Origin of the sequence: Pseudomonas lalucatii (genome assembly GCF_018398425.1) — a bacterium.
GTDB classification, from domain to species: Bacteria; Pseudomonadota; Gammaproteobacteria; order Pseudomonadales; family Pseudomonadaceae; genus Aquipseudomonas; species Aquipseudomonas lalucatii.
Genome location: NZ_JADPMV010000002.1, coordinates 411,650 through 434,320, shown reverse-complemented (window position 1 = coordinate 434,320; position 22,671 = coordinate 411,650). Strand labels below are relative to the sequence as shown.

22 protein-coding genes and 2 tRNA genes are annotated in these 22,671 nt (G+C 65.8%); 20 read left to right on the top strand and 4 right to left on the bottom strand.

From position 1 onward, the window contains the following. Positions 1–42: 42 nt before the first annotated feature. The 6 genes from pal to nadA all read left to right on the top strand — a co-directional run bounded on the left by pal (position 43) and on the right by nadA (position 4,153). Entirely contained in the window at positions 43–540 is a 498-nt protein-coding gene (pal, locus tag I0D00_RS15360) for a peptidoglycan-associated lipoprotein Pal (protein WP_213640704.1), read from the top strand. A 6-nt stretch (positions 541–546) separates the two neighbouring features. Further along, the gene (ybgF, locus tag I0D00_RS15355; RefSeq protein WP_213640703.1) at positions 547–1,359 is read left to right on the top strand and encodes a tol-pal system protein YbgF; all 813 of its coding nucleotides are present in this window, start codon (positions 547–549) and stop codon (positions 1,357–1,359) included. Between the two features lie 118 nt (positions 1,360–1,477). Continuing rightward, entirely contained in the window at positions 1,478–2,125 is a 648-nt protein-coding gene (gene queE / locus I0D00_RS15350; RefSeq protein WP_213640702.1) for a 7-carboxy-7-deazaguanine synthase QueE, read from the top strand. A gap of 43 nt (positions 2,126–2,168) precedes the next feature. After that, entirely contained in the window at positions 2,169–2,843 is a 675-nt protein-coding gene (queC, locus tag I0D00_RS15345; RefSeq protein WP_213640701.1) for a 7-cyano-7-deazaguanine synthase QueC, read from the top strand. 58 nt (positions 2,844–2,901) lie between these two features. Next, positions 2,902–2,977: transfer RNA gene (locus I0D00_RS15340), tRNA-Lys, on the top strand. 117 nt (positions 2,978–3,094) lie between these two features. Continuing rightward, positions 3,095–4,153, top strand: a complete 1,059-nt coding sequence (nadA, locus tag I0D00_RS15335) for a quinolinate synthase NadA (RefSeq protein WP_213640700.1) — start codon at positions 3,095–3,097, stop codon at positions 4,151–4,153. Between the two features lie 69 nt (positions 4,154–4,222). Here nadA and I0D00_RS15330 read toward each other — a convergent pair whose 3' ends face one another. Beyond that, positions 4,223–5,656 (bottom strand): M48 family metalloprotease, encoded by a 1,434-nt coding sequence (locus I0D00_RS15330; RefSeq protein WP_213640699.1) that lies wholly within the window; start codon positions 5,654–5,656, stop codon positions 4,223–4,225. 106 nt (positions 5,657–5,762) lie between these two features. Here I0D00_RS15330 and I0D00_RS15325 point away from each other — a divergent pair, with 106 nt between their 5' ends. Further along, positions 5,763–6,014 carry a sulfurtransferase TusA family protein gene (locus I0D00_RS15325; protein WP_213640698.1) on the top strand — a complete coding sequence of 84 codons (252 nt, stop codon included), beginning with the start codon at positions 5,763–5,765 and terminating at the stop codon, positions 6,012–6,014. A 40-nt stretch (positions 6,015–6,054) separates the two neighbouring features. Then, positions 6,055–7,122: an AI-2E family transporter gene (locus tag I0D00_RS15320; protein ID WP_213640697.1), complete on the top strand. Its 1,068-nt coding sequence runs from the start codon at positions 6,055–6,057 to the stop codon at positions 7,120–7,122. 47 nt (positions 7,123–7,169) lie between these two features. On the opposite strand, the gene I0D00_RS15315 is transcribed toward I0D00_RS15320, so the two are convergent. Both I0D00_RS15315 and I0D00_RS15310 read right to left on the bottom strand, forming a co-directional pair. Beyond that, positions 7,170–7,643, bottom strand: a complete 474-nt coding sequence (locus I0D00_RS15315) for a peroxiredoxin (RefSeq protein ID WP_213640696.1) — start codon at positions 7,641–7,643, stop codon at positions 7,170–7,172. Positions 7,644–7,654: 11 nt separating this feature from the next. Next, positions 7,655–8,212 carry a glycine cleavage system transcriptional repressor gene (locus I0D00_RS15310; protein ID WP_213640695.1) on the bottom strand — a complete coding sequence of 186 codons (558 nt, stop codon included), beginning with the start codon at positions 8,210–8,212 and terminating at the stop codon, positions 7,655–7,657. Between the two features lie 225 nt (positions 8,213–8,437). On the opposite strand from I0D00_RS15310, the gene dapA reads away from it, so the two are divergent. The 4 genes from dapA (at position 8,438) to I0D00_RS15290 (ending at position 11,633) form a co-directional block, all read left to right on the top strand. Then, the gene (gene dapA, locus I0D00_RS15305; RefSeq protein WP_213640694.1) at positions 8,438–9,316 is read left to right on the top strand and encodes a 4-hydroxy-tetrahydrodipicolinate synthase; all 879 of its coding nucleotides are present in this window, start codon (positions 8,438–8,440) and stop codon (positions 9,314–9,316) included. Positions 9,317–9,333: 17 nt separating this feature from the next. Further along, complete coding sequence (gene bamC / locus I0D00_RS15300; protein ID WP_213640693.1) at positions 9,334–10,449, top strand: outer membrane protein assembly factor BamC; 1,116 nt, start codon at positions 9,334–9,336, stop codon at positions 10,447–10,449. 105 nt (positions 10,450–10,554) lie between these two features. After that, positions 10,555–11,424 carry a phosphoribosylaminoimidazolesuccinocarboxamide synthase gene (locus I0D00_RS15295; protein ID WP_213640692.1) on the top strand — a complete coding sequence of 290 codons (870 nt, stop codon included), beginning with the start codon at positions 10,555–10,557 and terminating at the stop codon, positions 11,422–11,424. A 119-nt stretch (positions 11,425–11,543) separates the two neighbouring features. After that, positions 11,544–11,633: transfer RNA gene (locus I0D00_RS15290), tRNA-Ser, on the top strand. Between the two features lie 37 nt (positions 11,634–11,670). On the opposite strand, the gene I0D00_RS15285 is transcribed toward I0D00_RS15290, so the two are convergent. Further along, a complete protein-coding gene (locus I0D00_RS15285) occupies positions 11,671–12,087 on the bottom strand; it encodes a tyrosine-type recombinase/integrase (RefSeq protein WP_213640691.1) in 417 nt (138 codons plus the stop codon). A 79-nt stretch (positions 12,088–12,166) separates the two neighbouring features. On the opposite strand from I0D00_RS15285, the gene I0D00_RS15280 reads away from it, so the two are divergent. From I0D00_RS15280 to I0D00_RS15245, 8 genes are all read left to right on the top strand, one after another. Then, the gene (locus I0D00_RS15280; protein ID WP_213640690.1) at positions 12,167–12,796 is read left to right on the top strand and encodes a TetR family transcriptional regulator C-terminal domain-containing protein; all 630 of its coding nucleotides are present in this window, start codon (positions 12,167–12,169) and stop codon (positions 12,794–12,796) included. Positions 12,797–12,919: 123 nt separating this feature from the next. After that, on the top strand, positions 12,920–13,645 hold the full coding sequence (locus tag I0D00_RS15275) for a response regulator (protein WP_213640689.1): 726 nt from the start codon (positions 12,920–12,922) through the stop codon (positions 13,643–13,645). Continuing rightward, complete coding sequence (locus tag I0D00_RS15270) at positions 13,642–14,433, top strand: substrate-binding periplasmic protein (protein ID WP_213640688.1); 792 nt, start codon at positions 13,642–13,644, stop codon at positions 14,431–14,433. Before I0D00_RS15275 ends, I0D00_RS15270 begins: the two co-directional genes overlap by 4 nt. After that, on the top strand, positions 14,430–16,706 hold the full coding sequence (locus I0D00_RS15265; protein ID WP_338050432.1) for an ATP-binding protein: 2,277 nt from the start codon (positions 14,430–14,432) through the stop codon (positions 16,704–16,706). Before I0D00_RS15270 ends, I0D00_RS15265 begins: the two co-directional genes overlap by 4 nt. A gap of 127 nt (positions 16,707–16,833) precedes the next feature. Next, positions 16,834–18,330, top strand: coding sequence for a Na+/H+ antiporter NhaC (nhaC, locus tag I0D00_RS15260; RefSeq protein WP_213640687.1), 1,497 nt, complete (start codon positions 16,834–16,836; stop codon positions 18,328–18,330). A 246-nt stretch (positions 18,331–18,576) separates the two neighbouring features. Next, positions 18,577–19,368: an enoyl-CoA hydratase/isomerase family protein gene (locus I0D00_RS15255; protein WP_213640686.1), complete on the top strand. Its 792-nt coding sequence runs from the start codon at positions 18,577–18,579 to the stop codon at positions 19,366–19,368. A gap of 28 nt (positions 19,369–19,396) precedes the next feature. Further along, the gene (locus I0D00_RS15250; RefSeq protein WP_213640685.1) at positions 19,397–20,557 is read left to right on the top strand and encodes an acyl-CoA dehydrogenase family protein; all 1,161 of its coding nucleotides are present in this window, start codon (positions 19,397–19,399) and stop codon (positions 20,555–20,557) included. 10 nt (positions 20,558–20,567) lie between these two features. Further along, complete coding sequence (locus I0D00_RS15245) at positions 20,568–22,661, top strand: acetate--CoA ligase family protein (protein WP_213640684.1); 2,094 nt, start codon at positions 20,568–20,570, stop codon at positions 22,659–22,661. The last annotated feature ends 10 nt before the right edge of the window (positions 22,662–22,671 follow it).

The following is a 22,671-nucleotide window of genomic DNA, read 5'->3' as shown; positions in this document are numbered from 1 at the left end:
GTTGTACCTTTAAACTTTTGCTTAACACATTGGGGTTACATGATGGAAATGCTGAAATTCGGCAAGTTTGCTGCTCTGAGCCTGGCTCTCGCCGTGGCCGTTGGTTGTTCCTCCAAGGGCGGCGACGCTGCTGGCGAAGGTGCGGTAGACCCGAACGCGGGCTACGGTGCTAACACCGGTGCCGTAGATGGCAGCCTGAGCGAAGAAGCCGCTCTGCGCGCTATCACCACCTTCTACTTCGAGTACGACAGCTCCGACCTGAAGCCGGAAGCCATGCGCGCTCTGGACGTTCACGCCAAGGACCTGAAAGGCAACGGCGCTCGCGTCGTGCTGGAAGGCCATGCCGACGAGCGCGGCACCCGCGAGTACAACATGGCTCTGGGCGAGCGTCGTGCCAAGGCCGTTCAGCGCTACATGGTGCTGCAGGGCGTTTCCCCGGCTCAGCTGGAACTGGTTTCCTACGGCGAAGAGCGTGCTGTTGCCACCGGCAACGACGAGCAGTCCTGGGCTCAGAACCGCCGCGTCGAACTGCGCAAGTAATTCGCCATGCGTAGCTGCCGCCGTGCTGTAACCGTTTTGGCGCTCGCCCTGCCGCTCGCGGCCTGGGCCGAGGTTCCTGTGGTGGATAACGATGCTGCCTACGGCAGCAGTTATCCGCCGGCCGGTTACGGCGCGTCCGGCGCCTACGTCGGGGGAGGGGCGCAAGCCCCTGCCTCGGCGCAGGGCATGATGTTCACCCAGCTGCAGCAGATGCAGCAGGAAATCGCGCAACTGCGCGGGCTGCTCGAGGAGCAGCAGTACGAAATTCAGCGCTTGAAGCAGGAGAGCCTGGAGCGTTACCAGGACCTCGATCGGCGCTTGAGCAGTGGTGCGGCCGGTGCTGCGACCACCCAGAATTCCCCGTCCGACGGCGCATCAGGTGCCGGCGGCGTTCCCCAGTCCCCCATTGGCCAGGCGCCTGCCGCCAGCGGCCCGGCCGATCCGGAGAAGGAAAAGCTGTTCTATGACGCTGCCTTCGACCTGATCAAGACCAAGGACTTCGACAAGGCCAGCCAGGCCTTCGGCGCCTTCCTGCGTAAGTATCCGAACAGCCAGTATGCCGGCAATGCCCAGTACTGGCTGGGCGAGGTCAACCTGGCCAAGGGTGACTTGCAGGGGGCCGGCCAGGCCTTCGCCCGGGTCAGTCAGGCCTATCCGCAGCATGCCAAGGTGCCGGACTCCCTGTTCAAGCTCGCCGATGTCGAGCAGCGCCTGGGCAATACCGACAAGGCCAAGGCCATTCTCCAGCAGATCATCGTCCAGTATCCGGGCAGCTCGGCCGCCCAACTGGCCCAGCGGGATCTGCAGCGCTTGCCTTAGAAGTTGAATCGCCGATCAAGAAAACCCGCGCCTGGCGCGGGTTTTTTCGTTAGAATCGGCGCCCCCTTTCCCGCAACGGAGGCGGATGGCCTGTCTAGCCGTCACGCCCGTGGCTGATATGCAAGAAACCCTGCGAATTACCGAGATTTTCTACTCGCTGCAGGGGGAGACGCGCACCGCCGGCTTGCCGACCGTGTTCGTACGCCTCACCGGCTGTCCCCTGCGCTGCCAGTACTGCGACACCGCCTATGCGTTCAGTGGCGGCGAGATCATGAGCCTCGACGCCATCCTCGAACAGGTCGCCGGCTATAGGCCGCGCTATATCTGCGTGACCGGCGGCGAGCCGCTGGCGCAACCCAACTGCATCCCTCTGCTCGAGCGCTTGTGCGACGCCGGCTACCAGGTGTCCCTGGAGACCAGTGGGGCGCTGGATGTGTCCGCGGTCGACCCGCGGGTGAGCAAGGTGCTCGACCTCAAGACACCGGGCTCGGCGGAGGTGGCGCGCAATCGCTACGAGAACATCGAGTGGCTGACGCCCAACGACCAGGTCAAGTTCGTCATCTGTTCGCGCGAAGACTATGACTGGGCGGTGTCCAAGCTGATCCAGTACCGGCTGGACGAGCGTGCCGGCGAGGTGTTGTTCTCGCCCAGCCATCACGAACTGGATGCGCGCGCGCTGGCCGACTGGATAGTGGCCGACAACCTGCCGGTGCGCCTGCAGATGCAGTTGCACAAGATTCTCTGGAACGACGAGCCCGGCCATTGAGTGCACAGTGCGGTCGCGCCTGGCTGACAACGAGGAGTAATCCATGAGCGAGAAGAAAGCCGTCATCCTGCTGTCCGGCGGTCTGGACTCGGCCACCGTGGTGGCGCTGGCCAAGGCCCAGGGCTATGCCTGCTACAGCATGAGTTTCGATTATGGCCAGCGGCATCGGGCCGAGTTGCAGGCGGCCGAGCGGGTCGCCCGGCAGCTGGGGGTGGTCGAGCACAAGGTGATCGGCCTCAACCTCAACGGCATCGGCGGCTCGGCCCTGACCGACAGCAGCATCGAGGTGCCGGAGTCGCCTAGCGAAGGCATCCCGGTCACCTACGTGCCGGCGCGCAATACCGTGTTCCTGTCCCTGGCCCTGGGCTGGGCCGAGGTACTCGGCGCGCGGGATATCTTCATCGGCGTCAATGCGGTGGATTATTCCGGCTATCCGGATTGCCGTCCCGAGTTCGTCGAGGCCTTCGAGCGCATGGCCAACCTGGCGACCAAGGCCGGTGTCGAGGGGCAGGGCTTCCGCATCCAGGCGCCGTTGCAGAACATGGGCAAGGCCGAGATCGTCCGGGCGGGGCTGCGCCACGGCGTGGATTACGCGCTGACCGTGTCCTGCTACCAGGCCGACGAGGATGGCCGCGCCTGCGGCAAATGCGACAGCTGTCGTCTGCGTGCGGCGGGGTTCGTCGGGGCCGGCGTCGCCGATCCCACCCGGTACTTCTAAAATAGTTTCTCGCGGGTGTTGAATTCCTGAATTAAATCAGTATTATACGCCTCGCGTTGGGTCGTTAGCTCAGTTGGTAGAGCAGTTGGCTTTTAACCAATTGGTCGTAGGTTCGAATCCTACACGACCCACCAACCTCCTTCCTCGTAACACCTCCCCGTATTCCCGTCCTGTCCTGTCTGCACTCGCATCTTGCTCCGGCGGGTATACTAGAACTCCGCTCTGAATAGACGTGCACAGGGCCCGATGATATGACGCAGATTTCCGAACGCCTCCTGGTTCAAGCGCATCTCGACGCCAAGCAGCCGAAGCCGCTGACGCCCGAGGAAGAAGCCTTCTACCGCAGCGAGATCGCCGCCGAACTGAAGAAGCAGAACGCCGTGCTGGTCGCGCATTACTACTGCGACCCGGTGTTGCAGGCGCTGGCCGAGGAAACCGGCGGTTGCGTCTCCGACTCCCTGGAAATGGCCCGTTTCGGCAATCAGCATGCGGCGCAGACCGTGCTGGTGGCCGGGGTCAAGTTCATGGGCGAGACGGCGAAGATCCTCAACCCGGAAAAGCGCGTGTTGATGCCCACCCTGGAAGCGACCTGCTCCCTGGACCTGGGCTGCCCGGTGGACGAATTCGCCGCGTTCTGCGACCAGCATCCGCAGCGCACCGTGGTGGTCTACGCCAACACCTCGGCGGCGGTGAAGGCGCGCGCCGACTGGGTGGTGACCTCGAGCTGCGCGGTGGAGATCGTCGAGCACCTGATGGACAACGGCGAGAGCATCATCTGGGCGCCGGACCAGCATCTGGGGCGTTACATCCAGAACAAGACCGGGGCCGACATGCTGCTGTGGGACGGCGCCTGCATCGTCCACGAGGAGTTCAAGGCCAAGCAGCTCGAAGACATGAAGGCGTTGTATCCGGAAGCCGCGGTGCTGGTGCACCCCGAGTCGCCGACCGCGGTGATCGAGCTGGCCGATGCGGTGGGCTCCACCAGCCAGCTGATCAAGGCGGCGCAGACCCTGCCGAACAAGACCTTCATCGTCGCCACCGACCGCGGCATCTTCTACAAGATGCAGCAGCTGTGTCCGGACAAGGCGTTCGTCGAGGCGCCGACCGCCGGCAACGGCGCGACCTGTCGCAGCTGTGCGCACTGCCCGTGGATGGCGATGAACACCCTGGAGCGCACCTTGGCCTGCCTGCGCGAGGGCAGCAACGAGATCCATGTCGATCAGGCGCTGATTCCGCGAGCGATCAAGCCGCTCAAGCGCATGCTCGACTTCACCCAGGCGGCGCGCCTGAAGCTGGCCGGCAACGCCTGAGGGCAGCCGCCAGACAGCAAAAAAGCCCGGAGTGTCCGGGCTTTTTGCTGTCTGGCGTATGGCTAACGGCTAGCGCAGCATCTGTTCGATCATGCGCTGGTCGTCGATCAGTTCGCGCTGGCGCGCGTCGATTCGCGAGGCCAGCTGGAAGTTGTTGCTGGCGCGACGCTTGGCGAAGTCGAGCTGTTCGATGGCCTGATCGAAATCGCCGACCAGGGCGAAGAACTCGGCGCGGGCCTGGTGCAGGCCGATGGTGTTGCCGCTGAGGCCACGCACTTCGGCGACCAGGTACCAGATGTCGGGGTCCTTCGGTCGATCCTTGAGCAGCTCGTCGAGGGCCTGCTCGGCATCCTGGATGCGCCCCTGTTTCATCAGCAGGTCGACCCGTGCCTGCTGCAGGGGATAGTTGCTCGGATACAGGGCGCGCAGGCGTTCGACGCGGCTCTGGGCTTCGGCGAGTTGCCCGGAGGCCATGTCCAGCTCGATCTGGGCGAGGTTGTAGGTGGTGTCGTTCGGGGCTTTCTGCAGCAGCGGCTGCAGGCTTTCGCGGGCCTGCTTGTGCTGGCCGCCCTTGATCTGGGCGAGGGCCAGGCCGTAGCGTGCGGCATCGAGCTCGGGGTTCTCCTGGAGCATGCTGCGAAAACGCTTGGCGGCCAGGCCCGGGGTGTCCTCGTAGATCAGGCTGACCCGGGCGCGCATCAACTGGTAGCGCAGGCTGTCCAGGTTGCCGCCGGCCGCGTATTGCTCGGCGCGGTTGCGGGTGTCGGCGATCCGCGATTCGGAGACCGGGTGGGTGAGGAGGAACTCCGGCGGCTTGCGATCGTAGCGGTACTGGCGCATCAGGCGCTCGAACATGCTGGGCATGGCGCGGGGATCGAAGCCGGCCTTCTCCAGGTTGACCAGGCCGATACGGTCGGCTTCCTGCTCGTTCTGCCGGGAGAAGCGCCGCTGTTCCTGAATCGCCGCCGCCTGGGTCGAGGCGATGGCGGCGATGCCCACGTCGCCGGCCCCGGCCGCGGCCGCCACGATGCCGGCGAGCATGGCCGCCATCACCGGCACCTGCATGCGCTGCTGGGCCTCCAGGCCGCGGGCGAAGTGGCGTTGCGACAGGTGCGCCAGTTCGTGGGCCATGACCGAGGCGTACTCGGCCTCGGTCTGGGCATAGAGGAACAGGCCGCCGTTGACCCCGATGATGCCGCCGGGGGCGGCGAAGGCGTTGATCTGCGGGCTGTCGAGCAGGACGAACTCCAGGCGGCGGTCCTGCAACTGGCTGGTCTCGCTCAGGCGGTACACGCTGCTCTCGACGAAGTCCTTGAGCTGCGGGTCGGCCAGCTGACTGACCTGGCCGCGGAGCAGGCCCAGCCAGGCCCGGCCGAGCTGGTGTTCCTGCTGGGGGGAGACCAGGGCCGAGCTGGCGTCGCCGAGCGACGGCAGGTCGCTGGCCGTGGCGGGCAGGGCGAGCAGGCAGGCGAGCGTCAACAGGGTGGGGCGCAGAAGATTCATGCACGGGGCTCTTGGCGGACAAAGCCGATACTGTAGCCGCGCGGGCGTTCGCCTGGCCAGGGCTGTGCGGGCTTGGGTATCCTAGGGGATCATTTCGGAGGTTTGCATGAACGATACGCCAGAATGGCGCGGGGCCTACGACACGGAACTGGACGCCAGCGGCCTGAACTGCCCGTTGCCGCTGCTCAAGGCCAAGCTGGAACTGAATAAACTGGCCAGTGGCGCGGTGCTCAAGGTCATTGCCACGGATGCCGGCTCGCAGCGCGACTTCCGTGCCTTCGCGTCGCTCGCCGGGCACAGTCTGCTGCACGAAGAGGTGGACGACGGGGTCTATCGCTACTGGTTGCGTAAAGCCTGATGCAGTGTCTGCACGGGCGTTCTCGATTTAAGGAATCCTGATGGTCAAGGTGTTGCGCGACTGGCTGCATCGCTACTTCTCCGATGAGCAGGCCGTGGTGCTGGCGGTGCTGTTGATCCTCGGCTTCGCCGTGGTTCTGACCCTGGGCGGCATGCTGGCGCCGGTGCTCACCGGGCTGGTGCTGGCGTTTCTGATGCAGGGGCTGGTCACGGCTCTGGAGCGCCTGCGTCTGCCGCCCTTGGCGGCGGTGTGGCTGGTGTTCACCCTGTTCATGAGCCTGCTCGGGCTGTTCCTGCTGGTGTTGCTGCCGCTGCTGTGGCGGCAGCTGAGCAACCTGTTCAACGAGCTGCCGCGCATGCTCGGCGAGTGGCAGGCGCTGTTTCTGCTGTTGCCCGAGCGTTACCCCAACCTGATCAGCGACGCCCAGGTGCTGCAGCTGATCGAGACGGTGCGCGGCGAGCTGGGTCAGTTCGGTCAATGGGCGCTGTCCTTCTCCCTGGCCAGCCTGCCGTTGCTGGTCGGCATCATGATCTACGTGGTGCTGGTGCCGATCCTGGTGTTCTTCTTCCTCAAGGATCGCCAGGTGATCGGAGCCTGGCTGCGCGGCTACCTGCCGCGCGAGCGCGCGCTGATCACCCAGGTGGCGCAGGAGATGAACCAGCAGATCGCCAACTACATCCGTGGCAAGTTCATCGAGATCCTCATCTGCGGCGGGGTCACCTATGTCGCCTTCGCCGCGCTGGGGCTCAACTACGCGGCCTTGCTGGCCCTGGCGGTGGGCCTGTCGGTGGTGGTGCCCTATATCGGCGCGGTGGTGGTGACGGTGCCGGTGGCGTTGATCGCCCTGTTCCAGTGGGGGTTGAGCGATCAGTTCCTCTACCTGATGGTGGTCTACGGGGTGATCCAGGCGCTGGACGGCAACGTGCTGGTGCCGTTGCTGTTCTCCGAGGCGGTCAACCTGCACCCGGTGGCGATCATCTGCGCGGTGCTGCTGTTCGGCGGCTTGTGGGGATTCTGGGGGGTGTTCTTCGCCATCCCCCTGGCTACTTTGTTCAAGGCGGTGCTCAGCGCCTGGCCGCGGCGCGAGCCGCAGCTCGTCGGGGAGTAAAGAAAAAGGCCGCATCGAGCGGCCTTTTTTCTGGCTGGCGTGGGCGCTCAGCCCTGGTTCAGCGCCTGGGCCGCGGCGAGCACGGCATCGACATGCCCGGACACCTTCACTGCGCGCCACTCCTGGCGCAGCACGCCGTCCCGGTCGATCAGGAAGGTGCTGCGGTCGACGCCCAGGTATTCCTTGCCGTAGAGCTTCTTCAGTTTGATCACCTCGAACAGCTGGCAGAGGGCCTCGTCTTTGTCCGAGATCAGCTCGAAGGGAAAGGCCTGCTTGGCCTTGAAGTTCTCATGGGATTTCAGGCCGTCGCGGGACACGCCGAAGACCAGGGTGTTGGCCGCCTGGAAGGCCGGGTACTGGTCGCGAAAGCCCTGGCCCTCGGTGGTGCAGCCGGGAGTGCTGTCCTTCGGGTAGAAATAGAGCACCACCTGCTGGCCCTTGAGGGCGGACAGCCGGACCTGCTGGTCGCTGGTGGCCTGGGCCTGGAAATCGGGAACGGCTTGGTCGAGGGACACGGCCATGGTCGGGCTCCTTATGGATTCTGCGGGCGCCAGGGTTCGATCAGGGCGTCGAGGTTCAGGGCGTCGGCGAAGTCGAGGAACTGGTCGCGCAGCCAGCTGATCTGGGTGCCGGCCGGCAGGGTCACGGTGAGGGTGGCATTGAGCATGGTGCCGCCGGTCTGGGGCGCCTGGTAGGTGTCGCAGGTGAGGTTTTCCAGCTCGACGTGATGGTCGATGAAGAACTGGCACAGCTCGTTGAGGATGTCCGGGCGGTACACCGAGCTGACGTAGGCCACGTAGGGCAGGGCCTGGGGCCGGTTGTTCGCGGCGCCGCTGCGGATCACGTTGACCGAGAAGGCGTGTTTCTTGGCCAGCGCGGGCAGGCTCGACTCCAGGCGCGCCAAGGCGTCCCAGTTGCCGGAGACCTGCAGGACCAGAGCGCTGAACTCACCGTGGCGGCTCAGGCGGGTGCTGACCACGGCGCAGCGGTTCTCATGGCTGGCGCGGCACAGCACGTTGGTCAGCTCCATGGCGTTGGGGCCGAGTGCACTGATGACGAGGAATTGTTCGCGAACTGGGGGGGTGGACATGCAGCCTTCCTAAAACGATGAGCGTTCGGCCCGCGGGCGCGGTACCGAGCAAAGCCGGAAGGGTAGCGAAAAGCGCCGCCCAGGGGAATGCTCGGGGCGCAGGGCGGGGTCGAAAAGCCGCGGCCGACGCCGAACGGCCGCTCGCCGGCGGCCTTGTCCTTCGCTTGTGCAAGGCAGGTGGCGCCAGTACCATTACGGCTCTCTTTTTCCAGCAGGAGCGGTTGCATGATTGCGGGCAGTATGGTGGCACTGGTCACGCCCATGGATGCGCAGGGCAGTCTCGATTGGGACAGCCTGAGCAAACTTGTGGATTTCCACCTGCAAGAAGGCACCAACGCCATCGTCGCGGTCGGCACCACGGGTGAGTCCGCCACGCTGGAAGTGACCGAGCACATCGAGGCGATCCGCCGCGTGGTGGATCAGGTCGCCGGGCGCATCCCGGTGATCGCCGGTACCGGCGGCAACTCCACCCGCGAGTCGGTCGAGCTGACCCGCGCGGCCAAGGACGTGGGCGCCGATGCCTGCCTGCTGGTCACCCCCTATTACAACAAGCCGACCCAGGAAGGCCTGTACCAGCACTTCCGCCACATCGCCGAGGCGGTGGCGATTCCCCAGATCCTCTACAACGTGCCGGGCCGCACCGCCTGCGACATGCTGCCGGAGACCGTGGAGCGCCTGGCGAAGATCGACAACATCATCGGCATCAAGGAAGCCACTGGCGACCTGCAGCGTGGCCAGGACGTGCTGGACCGGGTGAGCAAGGACTTCCTGGTCTATTCCGGCGACGACGCCACCGCCGTCGAGCTGATGTTGATGGGCGGCAAGGGCAACATCTCGGTGACCGCCAACGTCGCCCCGCGCGCCATGAGCGACCTGTGCGCCGCGGCCATGCGCGGCGACGCGGCCCTGGCCCGTGCCATCAACGACCGCCTGATGCCACTGCACAAGGCGTTGTTCATCGAGTCCAACCCGATCCCGGTGAAGTGGGCCCTGCACGAGATGGGCATGATGCCGGAGGGCATCCGCCTGCCACTGACCTGGCTCAGTCCGCGCTGTCATGAAACGCTGCGTCAGGCCCTGCGCCAGTCCGGCGTACTGGTTTAATCGAGGAAATACTACGCATGAAGCGACTGGCCGGACTCTCTGCACTTGCCCTGATCGTCTCCAGCACCAGCGGTTGTGGCTGGCTCTGGGGCGAAGATGGTTACTTCCGTGATCGTGGCAGCGACTACCTCACGGCGCGGCAAACCGCCCCCATGCAGCTGCCGGCGAATGTCGAGGCCAAGCGCCTCGATCCCTTGCTGCCGGTGCCGCAGCAGGTGGCGAGCAGCACGGCCGAGGGCGAGTTCGAGGTGCCGCGTCCGCAGTCCCTGGCCGTGCGCGGCGAGATCAGCGAGTTCAGCCTGCAGAAGAGCGGCGAGTCGCGCTGGCTGGTGGCGCAGCGCGTGCCGGCGGAAGTCTGGCCGGTGGCCCGGCAGTTCTTCGCCGACAACGGTTTTCGCATCGCCGAAGAGCGTCCGCAGACCGGCGAGTTCAGTACCGAATGGCAGCGTTTCGACGAGCTGACCAGCGCCATGGCGCGCCGTCTGAGCGGCGGTGCCGGCTCGGCGGCAGGTGTCGAGACCCGTGTGCGGGTGCGCATCGAGCCTGGCGTGCAGCGCAATACCAGCGAGATCTTCGTGGTCAGCGCCGAGCGCCCGGCCGGCAGCAGTGCCGAGGTGGCCTTCAGCAACCGCAGTGCCAATCCGGCCCTGGATGCCACCCTGCTCGACGAGCTGCTGGCGAGCATGGCGCGCAGCGCCGAACAGGGTGGTTCGGTATCCCTGCTGGCCGCGCGCGACTTCGACGCGCCGAGCCGGGTCAGTCTGAGCGAAGACGGCAACGGCAACCCGGTGCTGAACCTCGGTGCCGACTTCGACCGTGCCTGGTCCGGCGTCGGTCGCTCCCTGGAACTGGCCGACGTGCGCATCGACGACCTCAACCGCAGCCTCGGCGTGTACTACATCAACCTGGCCGAAGGGACCAAGGTCAAGGGCGAAAAGCCCGGCTTCTTCGGTTCGCTGCTCGGCGGTGAGCCGGACAAGGAAGAGATCGAGGCCCGTGCCGAGCGCTATCAGGTGCGCCTGACGCCGGTCGGCGACAGCGTCCAGGTCACCGTGGAGAAGGATCTCAACACCGTGGCGCCGGCCGATGTCGCGCGCAAGGTGCTGGGCCTGATCCAGGAAAATCTCGGCTAGAAACCGAACCACCGTGCCGGTCCGCAGATGCGGGCTGGGCGAAGACCGATAGGCGAAACCCCTCAGGTTTCGCCTGTTTCGTTTGCTAAAGGCGGAAATCCCGATATGACCACTCCTGCGACCCTGAGCCTGAAGAAGATCTACTCGGGCAAAGTCCGCGATCTCTACGAAATCGATGACCAGCGCATGCTGATGGTCGCCACCGACCGCCTCTCGGCCTTCGACGTGATCCTCGCCGAGCCGATTCCGGACAAGGGCAAGATCCTCACGGCGATCTCCAACTTCTGGTTCGACAAGCTGGCCGATGTGGTGCCCAACCACTTCACCGGCGACCGCGTCGAGGACGTGGTGCCGGCGGCCGAGCTGCCGCTGGTCGAAGGCCGTGCCGTGGTGGCCAAGCGCCTCAAGCCGGTGGCGGTGGAGGCCATCGTGCGCGGCTACATCGTCGGCTCTGGCTGGAAGGAGTACCAGAAGAGCGGCACCGTCTGCGGCATCCCCTTGCCGGCAGGCCTGCAGGAGGCCGCCAAGCTGCCGCAGCCGATCTTCACCCCCTCGACCAAGGCCGCGGTCGGCGATCACGACGAGAACATCTCCTTCGCCCAGTGCGAGGCGATCATCGGTGCCGAACTGGCCGCCCGGGTGCGCGACACCGCCATCGTCCTGTACAGCAAGGCGGTGGAGTACGCGGCCACTCGCGGCATCATCATCGCCGACACCAAGTTCGAGTTCGGCCTGGACGAGGACGGCACCCTGACCCTCATGGACGAGGTGCTGACCCCCGACTCCAGCCGCTTCTGGCCGGCGGACAGCTACGTCGAGGGGCGGAACCCGCCGAGCTTCGACAAGCAGTTCGTGCGCGACTGGCTGGAGTCCACCGGCTGGAACAAGCAGCCGCCCGCGCCGGCGGTGCCGGCCGATGTGGCGCAGAAGACCGCCGACAAGTACCGCGAGGCCTTGACCCGGCTGACCGCTTGAGCGGCCGTGTCATGCCCCTGTCAGGCCGAGTGGATTTCGCAAGCATCTGAAACTGTGCGAAAAAATCGCCAAGTGGGCTTCGCCAAAGGCGCATGTGCTGTTATCATGCGCGCCGCCACGGGAAGATGCCGGAGTGGCCGAACGGGACGGATTCGAAATCCGTTGTATCAGCGATGGTACCTAGGGTTCAAATCCCTATCTTCCCGCCATATCGAAACACCTAAGCCCCTGTATTTCTTAGAGAAATCAGGGGCTTTTGCATTTCTGGGCCAGGGCACTGCCGAAAAAGTGTCGAAGACTTTTCCCCGGCCCAGGCCTCATCGCGTCCCGCAGGTGATCCGGCGATAGGTGCGCATAGCGCATGGTCATCGTCAGCGAGGTCTGGCCGAGGCTCTTCTGCAGCGTCAGGAAGTTCCCGCCGTTCATGATGAAGCGTAACGCGAAGGTGTGGCGCAGCACGCGGGCCGACTGCCCGGCCGGCAACGCCAGGCCCGATGCCTTCACCGTCTTATCGAGGCCGTTCAGGCAATTGGCAAGCAGACCCTGCTGGCTGAAGTGGGCCTTTAGCTGCTGCTCCAGTTCCGCGCTGATCGGGACAGACCAGTTGGGGGCACGGGCGAGGCTAGTGGCTGAGTCACTAGCCACCGAGTTGCGCGCGGTCATTCCCTACTCGGGTAGGTACGCCTCGTATATTGCTGTACATTCGTTCAAGTGACCCGCAATCCCCATAGGAATTATTGGCATGAGCCAGGAAACGCGAGCTTCTCGCCTCGAGCCGGAACTGCGCAAGGCGCACTTGGTCAAGGCTACGCTGGTGTGCCTCAAGCGCCATGGTTTTCAAGGCGCCTCGATCCGCAAAATCTGCGCCGAGGCAGGCGTATCGGTAGGCCTGATCAATCACCACTACGCGGGCAAGGATGAACTAGTGGCGGAGGCTTATCTGACCGTCACCGGACGGGTGATGAGTCTATTGCGCGAGGCCATAGACGCGGCGGCCCCCAGCCCGCGCGCGCGACTTTCGGCGTTTTTTCGCGCATCGTTTTCTGGCGAGGTGCTCGACCCGCAGTTGCTGGATGCCTGGCTGGCCTTCTGGGGAGCGGTGAAGACGGCCGAGGCGATCAACCAGGCTCACGATCACTCCTATGGCGAGTATCGGGCGATTCTGGCCCAGGCACTGACTCAGCTCGCCGAAACGCAGCGCTGGGCCGATTTCGACGCGGACCTGGCGGCCATCGGTCTCAGCGCGCTGCTCGATGGGCTGTGGCTGGAGTATGGCCTCAATCCCGCTACCTTCAGCCCGGAGCAGGGCATACAGATCTGCGAGGCCTGGGTCGATGGCCTGCAGGCGGGCGGCTTTCGACGCCGCCTCTAGTGGATTTCCAATGCTGTTGATCATGTGTTCAGTCGTGGCTACATTGACCGAGGCGTTTGATCGCCGGCTTCATTCAGAATAACTCCAAGAATTGGCTGCGCTCAGGCGTGGCGGGGACAACTAATGGCGGCGACACCCTGTGTGCTGATCGTCGATGACGATCCGGTGATCTGCGAACTGCTGGCATCCTACCTGCAGCGTGCTGGCTACCATGTGTACTGCGCCGAAACGGCGGAACAGGCCGAGACCTGCCTGGCGGACAATCCGGTGGACCTGGTGATGCTGGACATTCGCCTGCCGGGCAAGGATGGCCTGACCCTCACCCGCGAACTGCGCGTGCGTTCGGAAGTCGGGGTCATCCTCATTACAGGGCGCGATGACGAAATCGACCGCATCGTTGGCCTGGAATGCGGCGCCGACGATTACGTGGTCAAACCGTTCAACCCGCGCGAACTGGTGTCGAAGGCGAAGAATCTGGTGCGCCGCGTGCGCCATGCCCAGACCTTGCAGCCGCAGACGGAGGTGCGCCAGCTGAAGCATTTCGGCGGCTGGACCCTGGACGTGGACAGACGCCGGCTGGTGGCCGTCGATGGCAGCGAGACCCTGTTGACCCAGGGCGAGTTCCAGCTGCTCAGCGTGCTGCTGCGCAATGCCGGCCACACCCTGAGCCGCGACCAATTGATGGACCAGATCCGCAACCGCGAATGGTTGCCCAACGACCGTTCCATCGACGTGCTGGTCGGCCGACTGCGGCGCAAGCTGCACGACGATCCGGGCGACCCGCAGCTGATCATCACCATCCACGGTGCCGGCTACCTGTTCAGTGCCGCGGTCAGCAGCCAGCCATGAGCCCGCTTCGGGGTCTGGCGCCCCTGCTGGCCGGCCTGGCGCTTGCTGGTGCGAGCGTGGCGGCGCCCGCGCCGGTGCGCTACTGCGACCATCCGGTCTATCCCCCGATATCCTGGACGGACGCCCATGGCACGGTACAAGGACTGGCGCCGAGAGCGGTGCGCGAGGTGCTCGGCGCTCTGGGCCTGCCCGTCGAGGTGGTGGTGCTGGGTAACTGGAAGCGTTGCCTGAGCGATGCCGCAGAGGGCCGGGTCGACCTGGTGATTGCTTACCGCTCGGCCGAGCGCGAGCGTAGCCTGCTGTTCAGCCGGGAGCCCCTGCTGCGCGAAGAGGTGTCGGTGTTCTACAACAGGCGCAAGCCGCTGGCAGTCACCCGCCTCGAAGACCTGGCGCAGTATCGCGGCGGTCTGTTGCTCGGCGAGAGCTATGGTCAGGCCTTCGATGCGTTCGTCCAGGCCCATGGCAATGTCGAGTGGGTGGCCAGCAATCAGCAGAACTTCGGCAAGCTGATTCGCGGGCGGATCGACTTCATCGCCCATGAACGACGCACCGGCAAGCTGTACCTGGAGCACCTGCCGGGCGCCGACGAGATCGAGGTGCTGCCGCTGACCCTGGCGGTGGACCATCTGTATTTCGCCGTGTCGAAGCGCTCGCCGTTGGCCGCGCGGATGGCGGATATCGATCGCCAGTTGCAACTCCTGGTCAGCGATGAGCGCGTCGCGCGCTGGCTGCGGGAAAGTGAGCTGGGCTACCGGGCACTGCAGTCCCGCTCGGCGGAGCAACCGTGAAGTCCTGGGCGGTGTCGCCCGCGGGCGAGCTGTCGCGGCGCCTGCTGCGCTTCATCCTGCTGTTCAGCCTGTGCTTCACCCTGCTGGCCAGTGCCGTGCAGCTGCACTTCGAGTATCGCCGCGAGATGCAAGGCATCGCCTCGCGCCTGGAGCTGATTCGCAGTGGTTATCTGGCGAGCATCGAGCGTAGCCTGTGGGACCTCAACCAGGCGCAGTTGGATGTGCAGCTGCGAGGCCTGGTGGACTTTCCCGATATCGCCTGGGTGCACTTGCGCAGCGCCGACTTCGACCTGCTGCAAGGCCAGCCGCTGCCTGCTGAGGCGGCACGCATCGAACGCTTTGCGCTGAGCTATCGCCTGGACCAGGCTCAGCCACGCGCGCTCGGTGAGCTGGAGGTGGGCGTCGATGTGGCGGCGGTGCACCGGCGCCTGTACGCCAGCGGGTTGACCAGCCTGCTTTGGATGGCGTTGTTCATCTGCGGCCTGGCCATCACCCTGTCCTGGGTCTTCCACCGTCTGGTCACCCGTCATCTGTTGGCCATGGCGGCTTTCTCCCGGCGGCTCGCCGGCGGCGAATGGCAGACCTCCCTGCGCCTGGAGAAAGGCCATGGGGCGGCGGAAGACGAGATCGACGCGGTGGCCCATGCCCTGGACGAGATGCGCCAGGCGATAGTCGAGGACATGCAGCGACGCGAGGCCGATCACCTCGCCCTGCAGGACAAGAAGGACGAGCTGCAGAAGATGGTCGAGCAGCGCACCGCCAGCCTGTACCGCGCTAAGGAGGAGGCCGAGGCGGCCAACCTGGCCAAGTCGCGCTTTCTCGCCACCATGAGCCATGAGCTGCGCACCCCGCTCAACGGCATTCTCGGCATGGCCGAGCTGCTAGGCGAGGCGCCTTTGGGCGAGCTCGAGCGGCGTCGCCTGCAGGCCTTGCACAAGGCGGGCGATGGCTTGCTGGCGCTGATCGATGACCTGCTGGACTTCGCCAAGCTGGAGGAAGGCGAGGCCAGGGCGGAGTCGGTGGTGTTCTCCCTGCGGCAACTGCTCGAGGACGTGCTCACCCTGCTCGAGCCCCGTGCCCAGGCCAATGCGACGCAGCTGGTGGAGTGCCTCGATGGCGGCCTCGGCGACTACTTCGAGGGTCCCGAGCAGTTTCTTCGTCAGGTGCTGACCAACTTGCTGGCCAACGCGATCAAGTTCACCCGGGCGGGGCGGGTGCAATTGCGCGTGCAGCTGCTGGGGCAGGAGTCCGCGCGCCAGTGTCTGCGTATTGAGGTGCAAGACAACGGTATCGGCATTCCCGAGGCGATGCAGGCGCGGATTTTCGAGCGCTTTGTGCAGGCCGACGAGCAGGTGGCGCGGCGTTACGGTGGCGCCGGGCTCGGTCTGGCGATCTGCAAGCGCCTGGTGCAGAGCATGGGCAGCGAGATCCGGCTGCACAGTCGCGAAGGGCAGGGCAGCCGCTTCTGGTTCGATGTCTGGTTGCGGCAGGCGCCGCCGATGGAGCGAGCTTGCCCGGTGTCCGAGGCAGCCGTCGCCGCCAGCGGCCATGTGCTGGTGGTGGAGGACGTCGAGCTGAACCGCGAGGTGGCGCAGGGCCTGCTGGAGCGCGAGGGGCATCGGGTGAGCTTGGCCGAGGATGGCGAGCAGGCCCTGGGCCAGACCCGGGCCACGGCCTTCGACCTGGTCCTGCTCGACGTGCAGTTGCCGGGACTGGATGGCGTCGAGTTGTGCCGGCGGATTCGTCAGGATTCCCAGGGGCTCAACCGGCACACGCCGATCTTCGCCTTTACCGCCAGCCTGCAGCCGGCCATGGTGCAGCGCTATCTGGATGCCGGCATGCTCGGGGTAATCGCCAAGCCCATTCAGCTGTCTGCCTTGCGCCAGGCCCTGGCCGGCGTGGCGCCGCGCGAGATGCCGGTAGCGGGCGAGGCGCTGCTCGATCCGCGTGTGCTGCGCGCCCACCGCGAGGCGCTGGGTGCGGGCAAGCTCGCCCAGCTGCTGCGCCTGCTGCAAGGCAGCCTGGAGCAACAGGGCGCGCTCTTGCTGGCGGCCCTGCAGGCGCTGGATTACCCGGAAATCGCCGGCACTGCCCATCGCCTGGCCAGTGCCAGTGAATCGCTCGGCGGGCGGCCACTGGCGGCCTTGTTGCGTCAGCTCGAGGTGGCCGCCGGGGCGCAGGTCCAGGCGCAGTGCCTGGATCAGCTGGCTCCCCTACGCCAGCTGCTCGGCGCTACTCAGCAGGCGTTGAGTCAGGCGCTGACGGAGTTGTAACAAGCTCGTTACCACTTCTTACATCTTCTTTCTCCCTGTTCAACGGGGCCTTACATCGCTTGCCAATAATCGGGTTGGGACCGGGAACTGGGCCCGGTCAAACCTTGATCCTTGGGAGACAACAACAATGAAACTCCGAAAGCTATCCGCCCTCGACGCGTTGCTGGTCGGCGCCGTCCTGCTGGCGCTGATCGCCGGCTCGCTGAGCCTGTTCGACGATCCGATGTCCGGCCCTCTGCAGTTGGCGTTGATCATGGTCGGCTGCTTCGCCGCGCTGATCGGCATGAAGAACGGCGTCACCTGGAGCGAGCTGGAAAGCGAGATCACCGCCACCAATGCCAAGACCGTGGCGCCGATCTTCATCTTCCTGTCGATCGGCGTGCTGATCGGTGCCTTCATCATCGCCGGCACCGTGCCGACCCTGCTGTATGCCGGCCTCAGCCTGCTGTCGCCGGCGTTCTTCTATCCATTGGCGTGCCTGATCTGCGCGATTGTGTCGATCTGCATCGGCTCCTCCTGGACCACCGCCGCGACCATCGGCGTGGGCCTGATGGGCACCGCCCACGGCTTCGGCCTGTCCGCGGAGATCACCGCCGGTGCGGTGGTGGCCGGCGCCTACTTCGGCGACAAGATGTCGCCGCTGTCGGAAACCACCAACCTGGCCCCGGCCGTGGCGGGCTCCGACCTGTTCGCCCATATCCGCCACATGGCCTGGGTCTCGCTGCCCAGCTTTCTGATCGCCCTGACGCTGTTTTCCATCCTGGCCCTGAACGCCGACCTGCAGGGCGAGGCGGTATCCAATGTCGACGAACTCAAGGCGCAGCTGGCCGGCACGTTCAACATCGCCTGGTACAACCTGATCCCCCTACTGGCCCTGCTCGGCCTGTCGGTGCGCAAGGTCCCGGCCTTCCCGGCCATCATGCTGTGCAGCGCCCTGGCCTGCGTGTTCGCCGTGCTGTTCCAGGCGCCGGTGATCGAGCGCTTCATGGCCGAGAGTGGGCAGAGCGGTGCGCTGATGGTGGTCAAGGCGCTGTGGACGGTGATGGCGACCGGCTTCGTCTCCAGCAGCGGCAACGAGGTGCTGGACAGCCTGCTCAGCCGCGGTGGCATGGCCGGCATGGTGTTCATGGCCTTCCTGGTGTTCTGCTCGATGATGATGACCGCGGTGCTCGAGCGCATCGGCTTCATCCGCTTCCTGCTCGGCCTGATCGTGCGCGGCGTGCACTCGGTCGGCGCGCTGATCGGCGCGACCCTGGCCACCAGTATCGGCGTCAACGTGCTGACCGGCGACCAGTACCTGTCCCTGGTGCTGCCGGGGCAGATGTGGAAGGAGGAGTACCGCCTGCGCGGCCTGGCGGCGGTGAATCTTTCGCGCACCATCGAGGACGGCGGCACCGTGACCTCCGCGCTGATCCCCTGGAATGCCTGTGCCGTGTACATGGCCGCGACCCTGGGGGTGGCCACCCTGTCCTATGCGCCGTTCGCCTTCTTCAACTGGATCAACCCGCTGATTGCCCTGATCTACGGCATCTGCTGCATCAAGATTCTGCCGCTGGTCAACCCGGACGCGGATCAGCAAGCGCAGCCTGCGGCGGCCAAACCGCTGGTAGGCGCCACCAGCTAAGCCCTGGATTCGCTGACTCGACACAAGGGCCCGGACGGCAGCGGTCGGGCCTTTGTGTTGTCGCGGTAAACAGTTGTGAAAAGTTGTAACGGTCGCCGATAGCTGAGTAAAAAATCTAATTAATACAAATAGATAGCTTGTTTTTTCGGGCGCTCTGGTGGATTGCCATGTTACTGAACAAGTGTTTAGTATTGCCTGCAGGCGCGGCCGGCTGCTGGACCGCCACTGATAACAATGAGGATCGTCATGAGCACTAGATCGAGTCTGTTGACGCGGGTGGAAGGCGGCATCGCCTGGATCAGCCTGAACCGCCCCGAGCAGCGCAACGCGCTGGATATCCCCAGCCTCCAGGCTTTGCACGCGCTGCTCGATGAGCTGAATGCCGACCCCGCGGTGCGGGTGCTGGTGCTGACCGGCAATGGCAAGAGCTTCTGCGCCGGCGCCGATCTGGCCGAATGGGCCGCGGCCGAGGCGCGCGGTGCCCTGGAAAGCTACGGCTGGACCGAGGCCGCCCATGCGCTGATGAGCCGCCTGCATGGCTTTGCCAAGCCGACCATAGCCGCCATCAACGGCACCGCGGTGGGCGCCGGGATGGACCTGAGCCTGTGCTGCGACTTCCGTATCGCCGCCCAGTCGGCGCGCTTCAAGGCCGGCTACACCAGCATGGCCTATGCCCCGGATGCCGGCGCCAGCTGGCATCTGCCGCGGCTGATCGGCAGCGAGCAGGCCAAGCGCCTGCTGTTCCTCGACGAGCTGTGGGGCGCCGAGCGGGCCCTGGCCGCCGGCCTGGTTGGCGAAGTCTGCGCCGACGAGCAGTTGCTGCCGCTGGCCGGCGAACTGGCGACGCGTCTGGCCAGCGGCCCGACCTTCGCCTTCGCCCAGACCAAGACGCTGATCGAGGACGGCGCCCGGCGCAGCCTGGCCGAGCAGCTCGAAGCCGAGCGCAACGCCGGCCTGCTCTGCGGGCGCAGCGAGGATGGCGCCGAGGCCCTGCGCGCGGCCATGGAAAAACGTGCTCCCCAATTTATCGGCCGCTGATGCGTGCCACTGACCACAGGACATAGCGATGAACTTCCAACTGAGCCAAGAACAAGAAATGCTGGTCGATGCCGTTCGCAGCTTCGTCGAGCAGGAGCTGCTGCCCCATGAAGAGGCGGTCGATCGCGCCGATGCGGTGTCCCCCGAGCTGGCCGCGCAGATTCGCGGCAAGGCCATCGCCGCCGGTTTCTATGCCTTCAACATGCCGGAAGAGGTGGGCGGCGGCGGCCTCGACTACCTGTCCCAGGCGCTCATCGAGCGTGAGCTGTCCAAGGTCTCCTGGGCCTTGCAGGTGTTCGTCGCGCGGCCGTCGAAGATCCTCATGGCCTGCAAGGGCCAGCAGATTCAGGACTATCTGCTGCCCTGCATCCAGGGCGAGAAGATCGACTGCTTCGCCCTCACCGAACCGGGCGCCGGCTCCGACGCCAACTCGATCAAGACCCGCGCGGTGCGTGACGGCGATGATTTCCTGCTGAATGGCAGCAAGCACTTCATCAGCCACGCCGGGCATGCCGACTTCGCCATAGTCTTCGCGGTCACCGACAGCTATGAAAAGAACGGCAAGAAGCGCAACGCCGTGACTTCTTTCCTGGTCGATCGCGATACCCCGGGAATGACCATTCGCCGTGGCCCCAAGTGCGTGAGCAACCGCGGTTATCACACCTACGAGCTGTTTTTCGATGACTGCCGGGTGCCCGCCAGCAAGGTGCTCGGCGAAGTGGACAAGGGCTGGGAAGTTGCCAATGCCTGGCTCACCGCCGGCCGGGTGATGGTCGCCGCCAACTGTGTCGGCCAGGCGCAACGGGCGCTGGACCTGGCCCTGCAATGGTCCGCCGACCGCAAGCAGTTCGGTCAGCCGATCGGCAGCTACCAGGGCGTGTCGTTCAAGCTGGCCGACATGGCCACGCAGATCCGTGCCGCCGAGCTGCTGACGCTGCACACCGCCTGGAAGATGGACCAGGGCAGCATGACCGACGGCGACGCCGGCATGGCCAAGCTGCTGGCCAGCGAAGTGCTCGGCAAGGTGGCCGACGAGACGGTGCAGATCTTCGGCGGCATGGGCCTGATGGACGAAGGCCCGGTGGAGCGCATCTGGCGCAACGCGCGGATCGAGCGGATCTGGGAGGGCACTTCGGAGATCCAGCGTCACATCATTTCCCGCGAACTGCTGCGCCCGCTGCTGCGCTGAGGGGATCGTCATGAGCCAAAGAGACAACCTCAAGCGCTTGCTGGCGCCGCGCCATCTGGTCTTTATCGGTGGCCGCAGCATGGCCCGCGCGCTCAAGCGCTGCGTCGAGGGCGGTTACCAAGGCCAGCTGTGGCTGGTCAATCCGCAGCACGCCGAGCTGGAAGGCGTGCCCTGCGTCGCCAGCATCGCCGAGCTGCCTTGCGGGCCGGATGCGGTGTTTATCGCCACCAACAAGGAGTCGACCGTGCAGGCAGTGGCCGAACTGGCCGCCAAGGGCGCGGGCGGTGCCATCTGCTACGCCTCCGGCTTCGCCGAAACCGGTGCAGAGGGCCAGGCGCTGCAGGCCCGCTTGCTCGCCGCAGCCGGCGACATGGCGCTGCTCGGGCCGAACTGTTACGGCCTGCTCGACTACCTGCACGGCGCCGCGCTATGGCCGGTGGCTCATGGCGGCAAGGTAGTCGAGCAGGGCGTGGCGGTGCTGACCCAGAGCGGCAACTTCGCCTACAACCTGTCGATGAGCGACCGCTCGCTGCCGGTGGCCTATATGGCCTCGGTGGGTAATCAGGCGCAAATTGGCGTCGCCGAATTGATGGACGTGCTGCTCGATGAGCCGCGCGTCACCGCCATCGGCCTGCATCTGGAGGGGCTGAACAACGTCCCAGGTTTTGCTCGCGCTGCGCACAAGGCGCTGCAGCAGGGCATCCCGATCATCGCCCTGAAGACCGGCGTCTCGCAGATCGGCGCCGAGCTGGCGCTCAGCCACACCAGTTCCCTGGCCGGCTCCGATGCGCTGTATGACGCGTTGTTCGAGCGCCTCGGAGTGATCCGCGTCAGCGGCCCGGTGAGCTTCGTCGAAACCCTCAAGGCGGCGGCCTGCGGCCAGCTGCCGGCGGGGCCGAGCCTGGCCGCGCTGGCCTGTTCCGGCGGCGATGCCGGGCTGATCGCCGACTACGCCGAACGCAACGGCCTGAGCCTGCCGCTACTGGACGGCAGTCAGCGCGGCGCGCTGGCCGCGGTGCTGCCGGGCTACGCCAATATCGTCAACCCGCTGGACTTCACCACCGCCATCTGGGGCGATCGTGAGGCGCTCGACAACATGCTCGACAGCGTCCTGCGCAGCCCGGCCGATGCCGCCCTGCTGGTGCTCGACTATCCCGATGAAGCCTCGGGCGAGCGCCCGCAGTGCGACCTGCTGCTGGAACTGTACTGCGCCGCGCTGGCGCGCCACGGCAAGCCGGGTTTCGTTGCCTCGGCCTTTCCCGAGCTGCTGCCGGCCAGTGCCCGCGAGCGTCTGCACGCCCAGGGCGTGGCGGCCCTGCAAGGGGTGGAGGATGGCCTGGCGGCCTGGGGCCGTATCGCCCATTACCAGCAGCGGCGCACGGCACTGTTGGCGCGCGGTGAGTCGGCCCTCACGCCGCTCTGCCCTGAGCCCTTGACGGACGGTGGCCGGTTGCTCGACGAGTGGCAGGCCAAGCAGGCCCTGGGTGCCTTCGGCCTGCCGGTGCCGCAGGGCCTGTTGAGCACGCCGGGGCAGGTGCTGCAGGCGGCGCAGGCAGTCGGGTATCCGCTGGTGCTCAAGGTGGTCAGCGCCGACTTGCCGCACAAGACCGAGGCCGGCGGCGTGGCGCTCAACCTGGGCAACGCCCAGGTCCTGCAGGCCGCGCTCGAGGATATGCGCGACAGCCTGGCTCGACATGCCCCGGGGCTGGCCTTCGAGCGGGTGCTGCTGGAGGCCATGGCGCCGCCGCCGCTGGCCGAGCTGATTGTCGGCATCAAGCGCGAGAACGGCTTCGGCCTGGCGCTGGTGCTCGGCGCCGGCGGGATTCTCGTCGAACTGCTCAAGGACAGCCGCAGCCTGCTGCTGCCGACCAACGATGCGGCGATCCGCGAGGCGCTGCTGAGCCTGCGTAGCGCACCGCTGCTGCAAGGTTTCCGTGGCCGCCCGGCGGTCGCTCTGGATGCCCTGATACAGGCGATTCGCGCGGTGGCCGACTACGCCTGCGAGCACGCCGAGCAACTGCTGGAACTGGACGTCAACCCACTGCTGGTCAATGCCCAAGGCGCCGTCGCGGTGGATGCCCTGATTCGCCTGGCCCAGGACTGAGGAAGTCAAC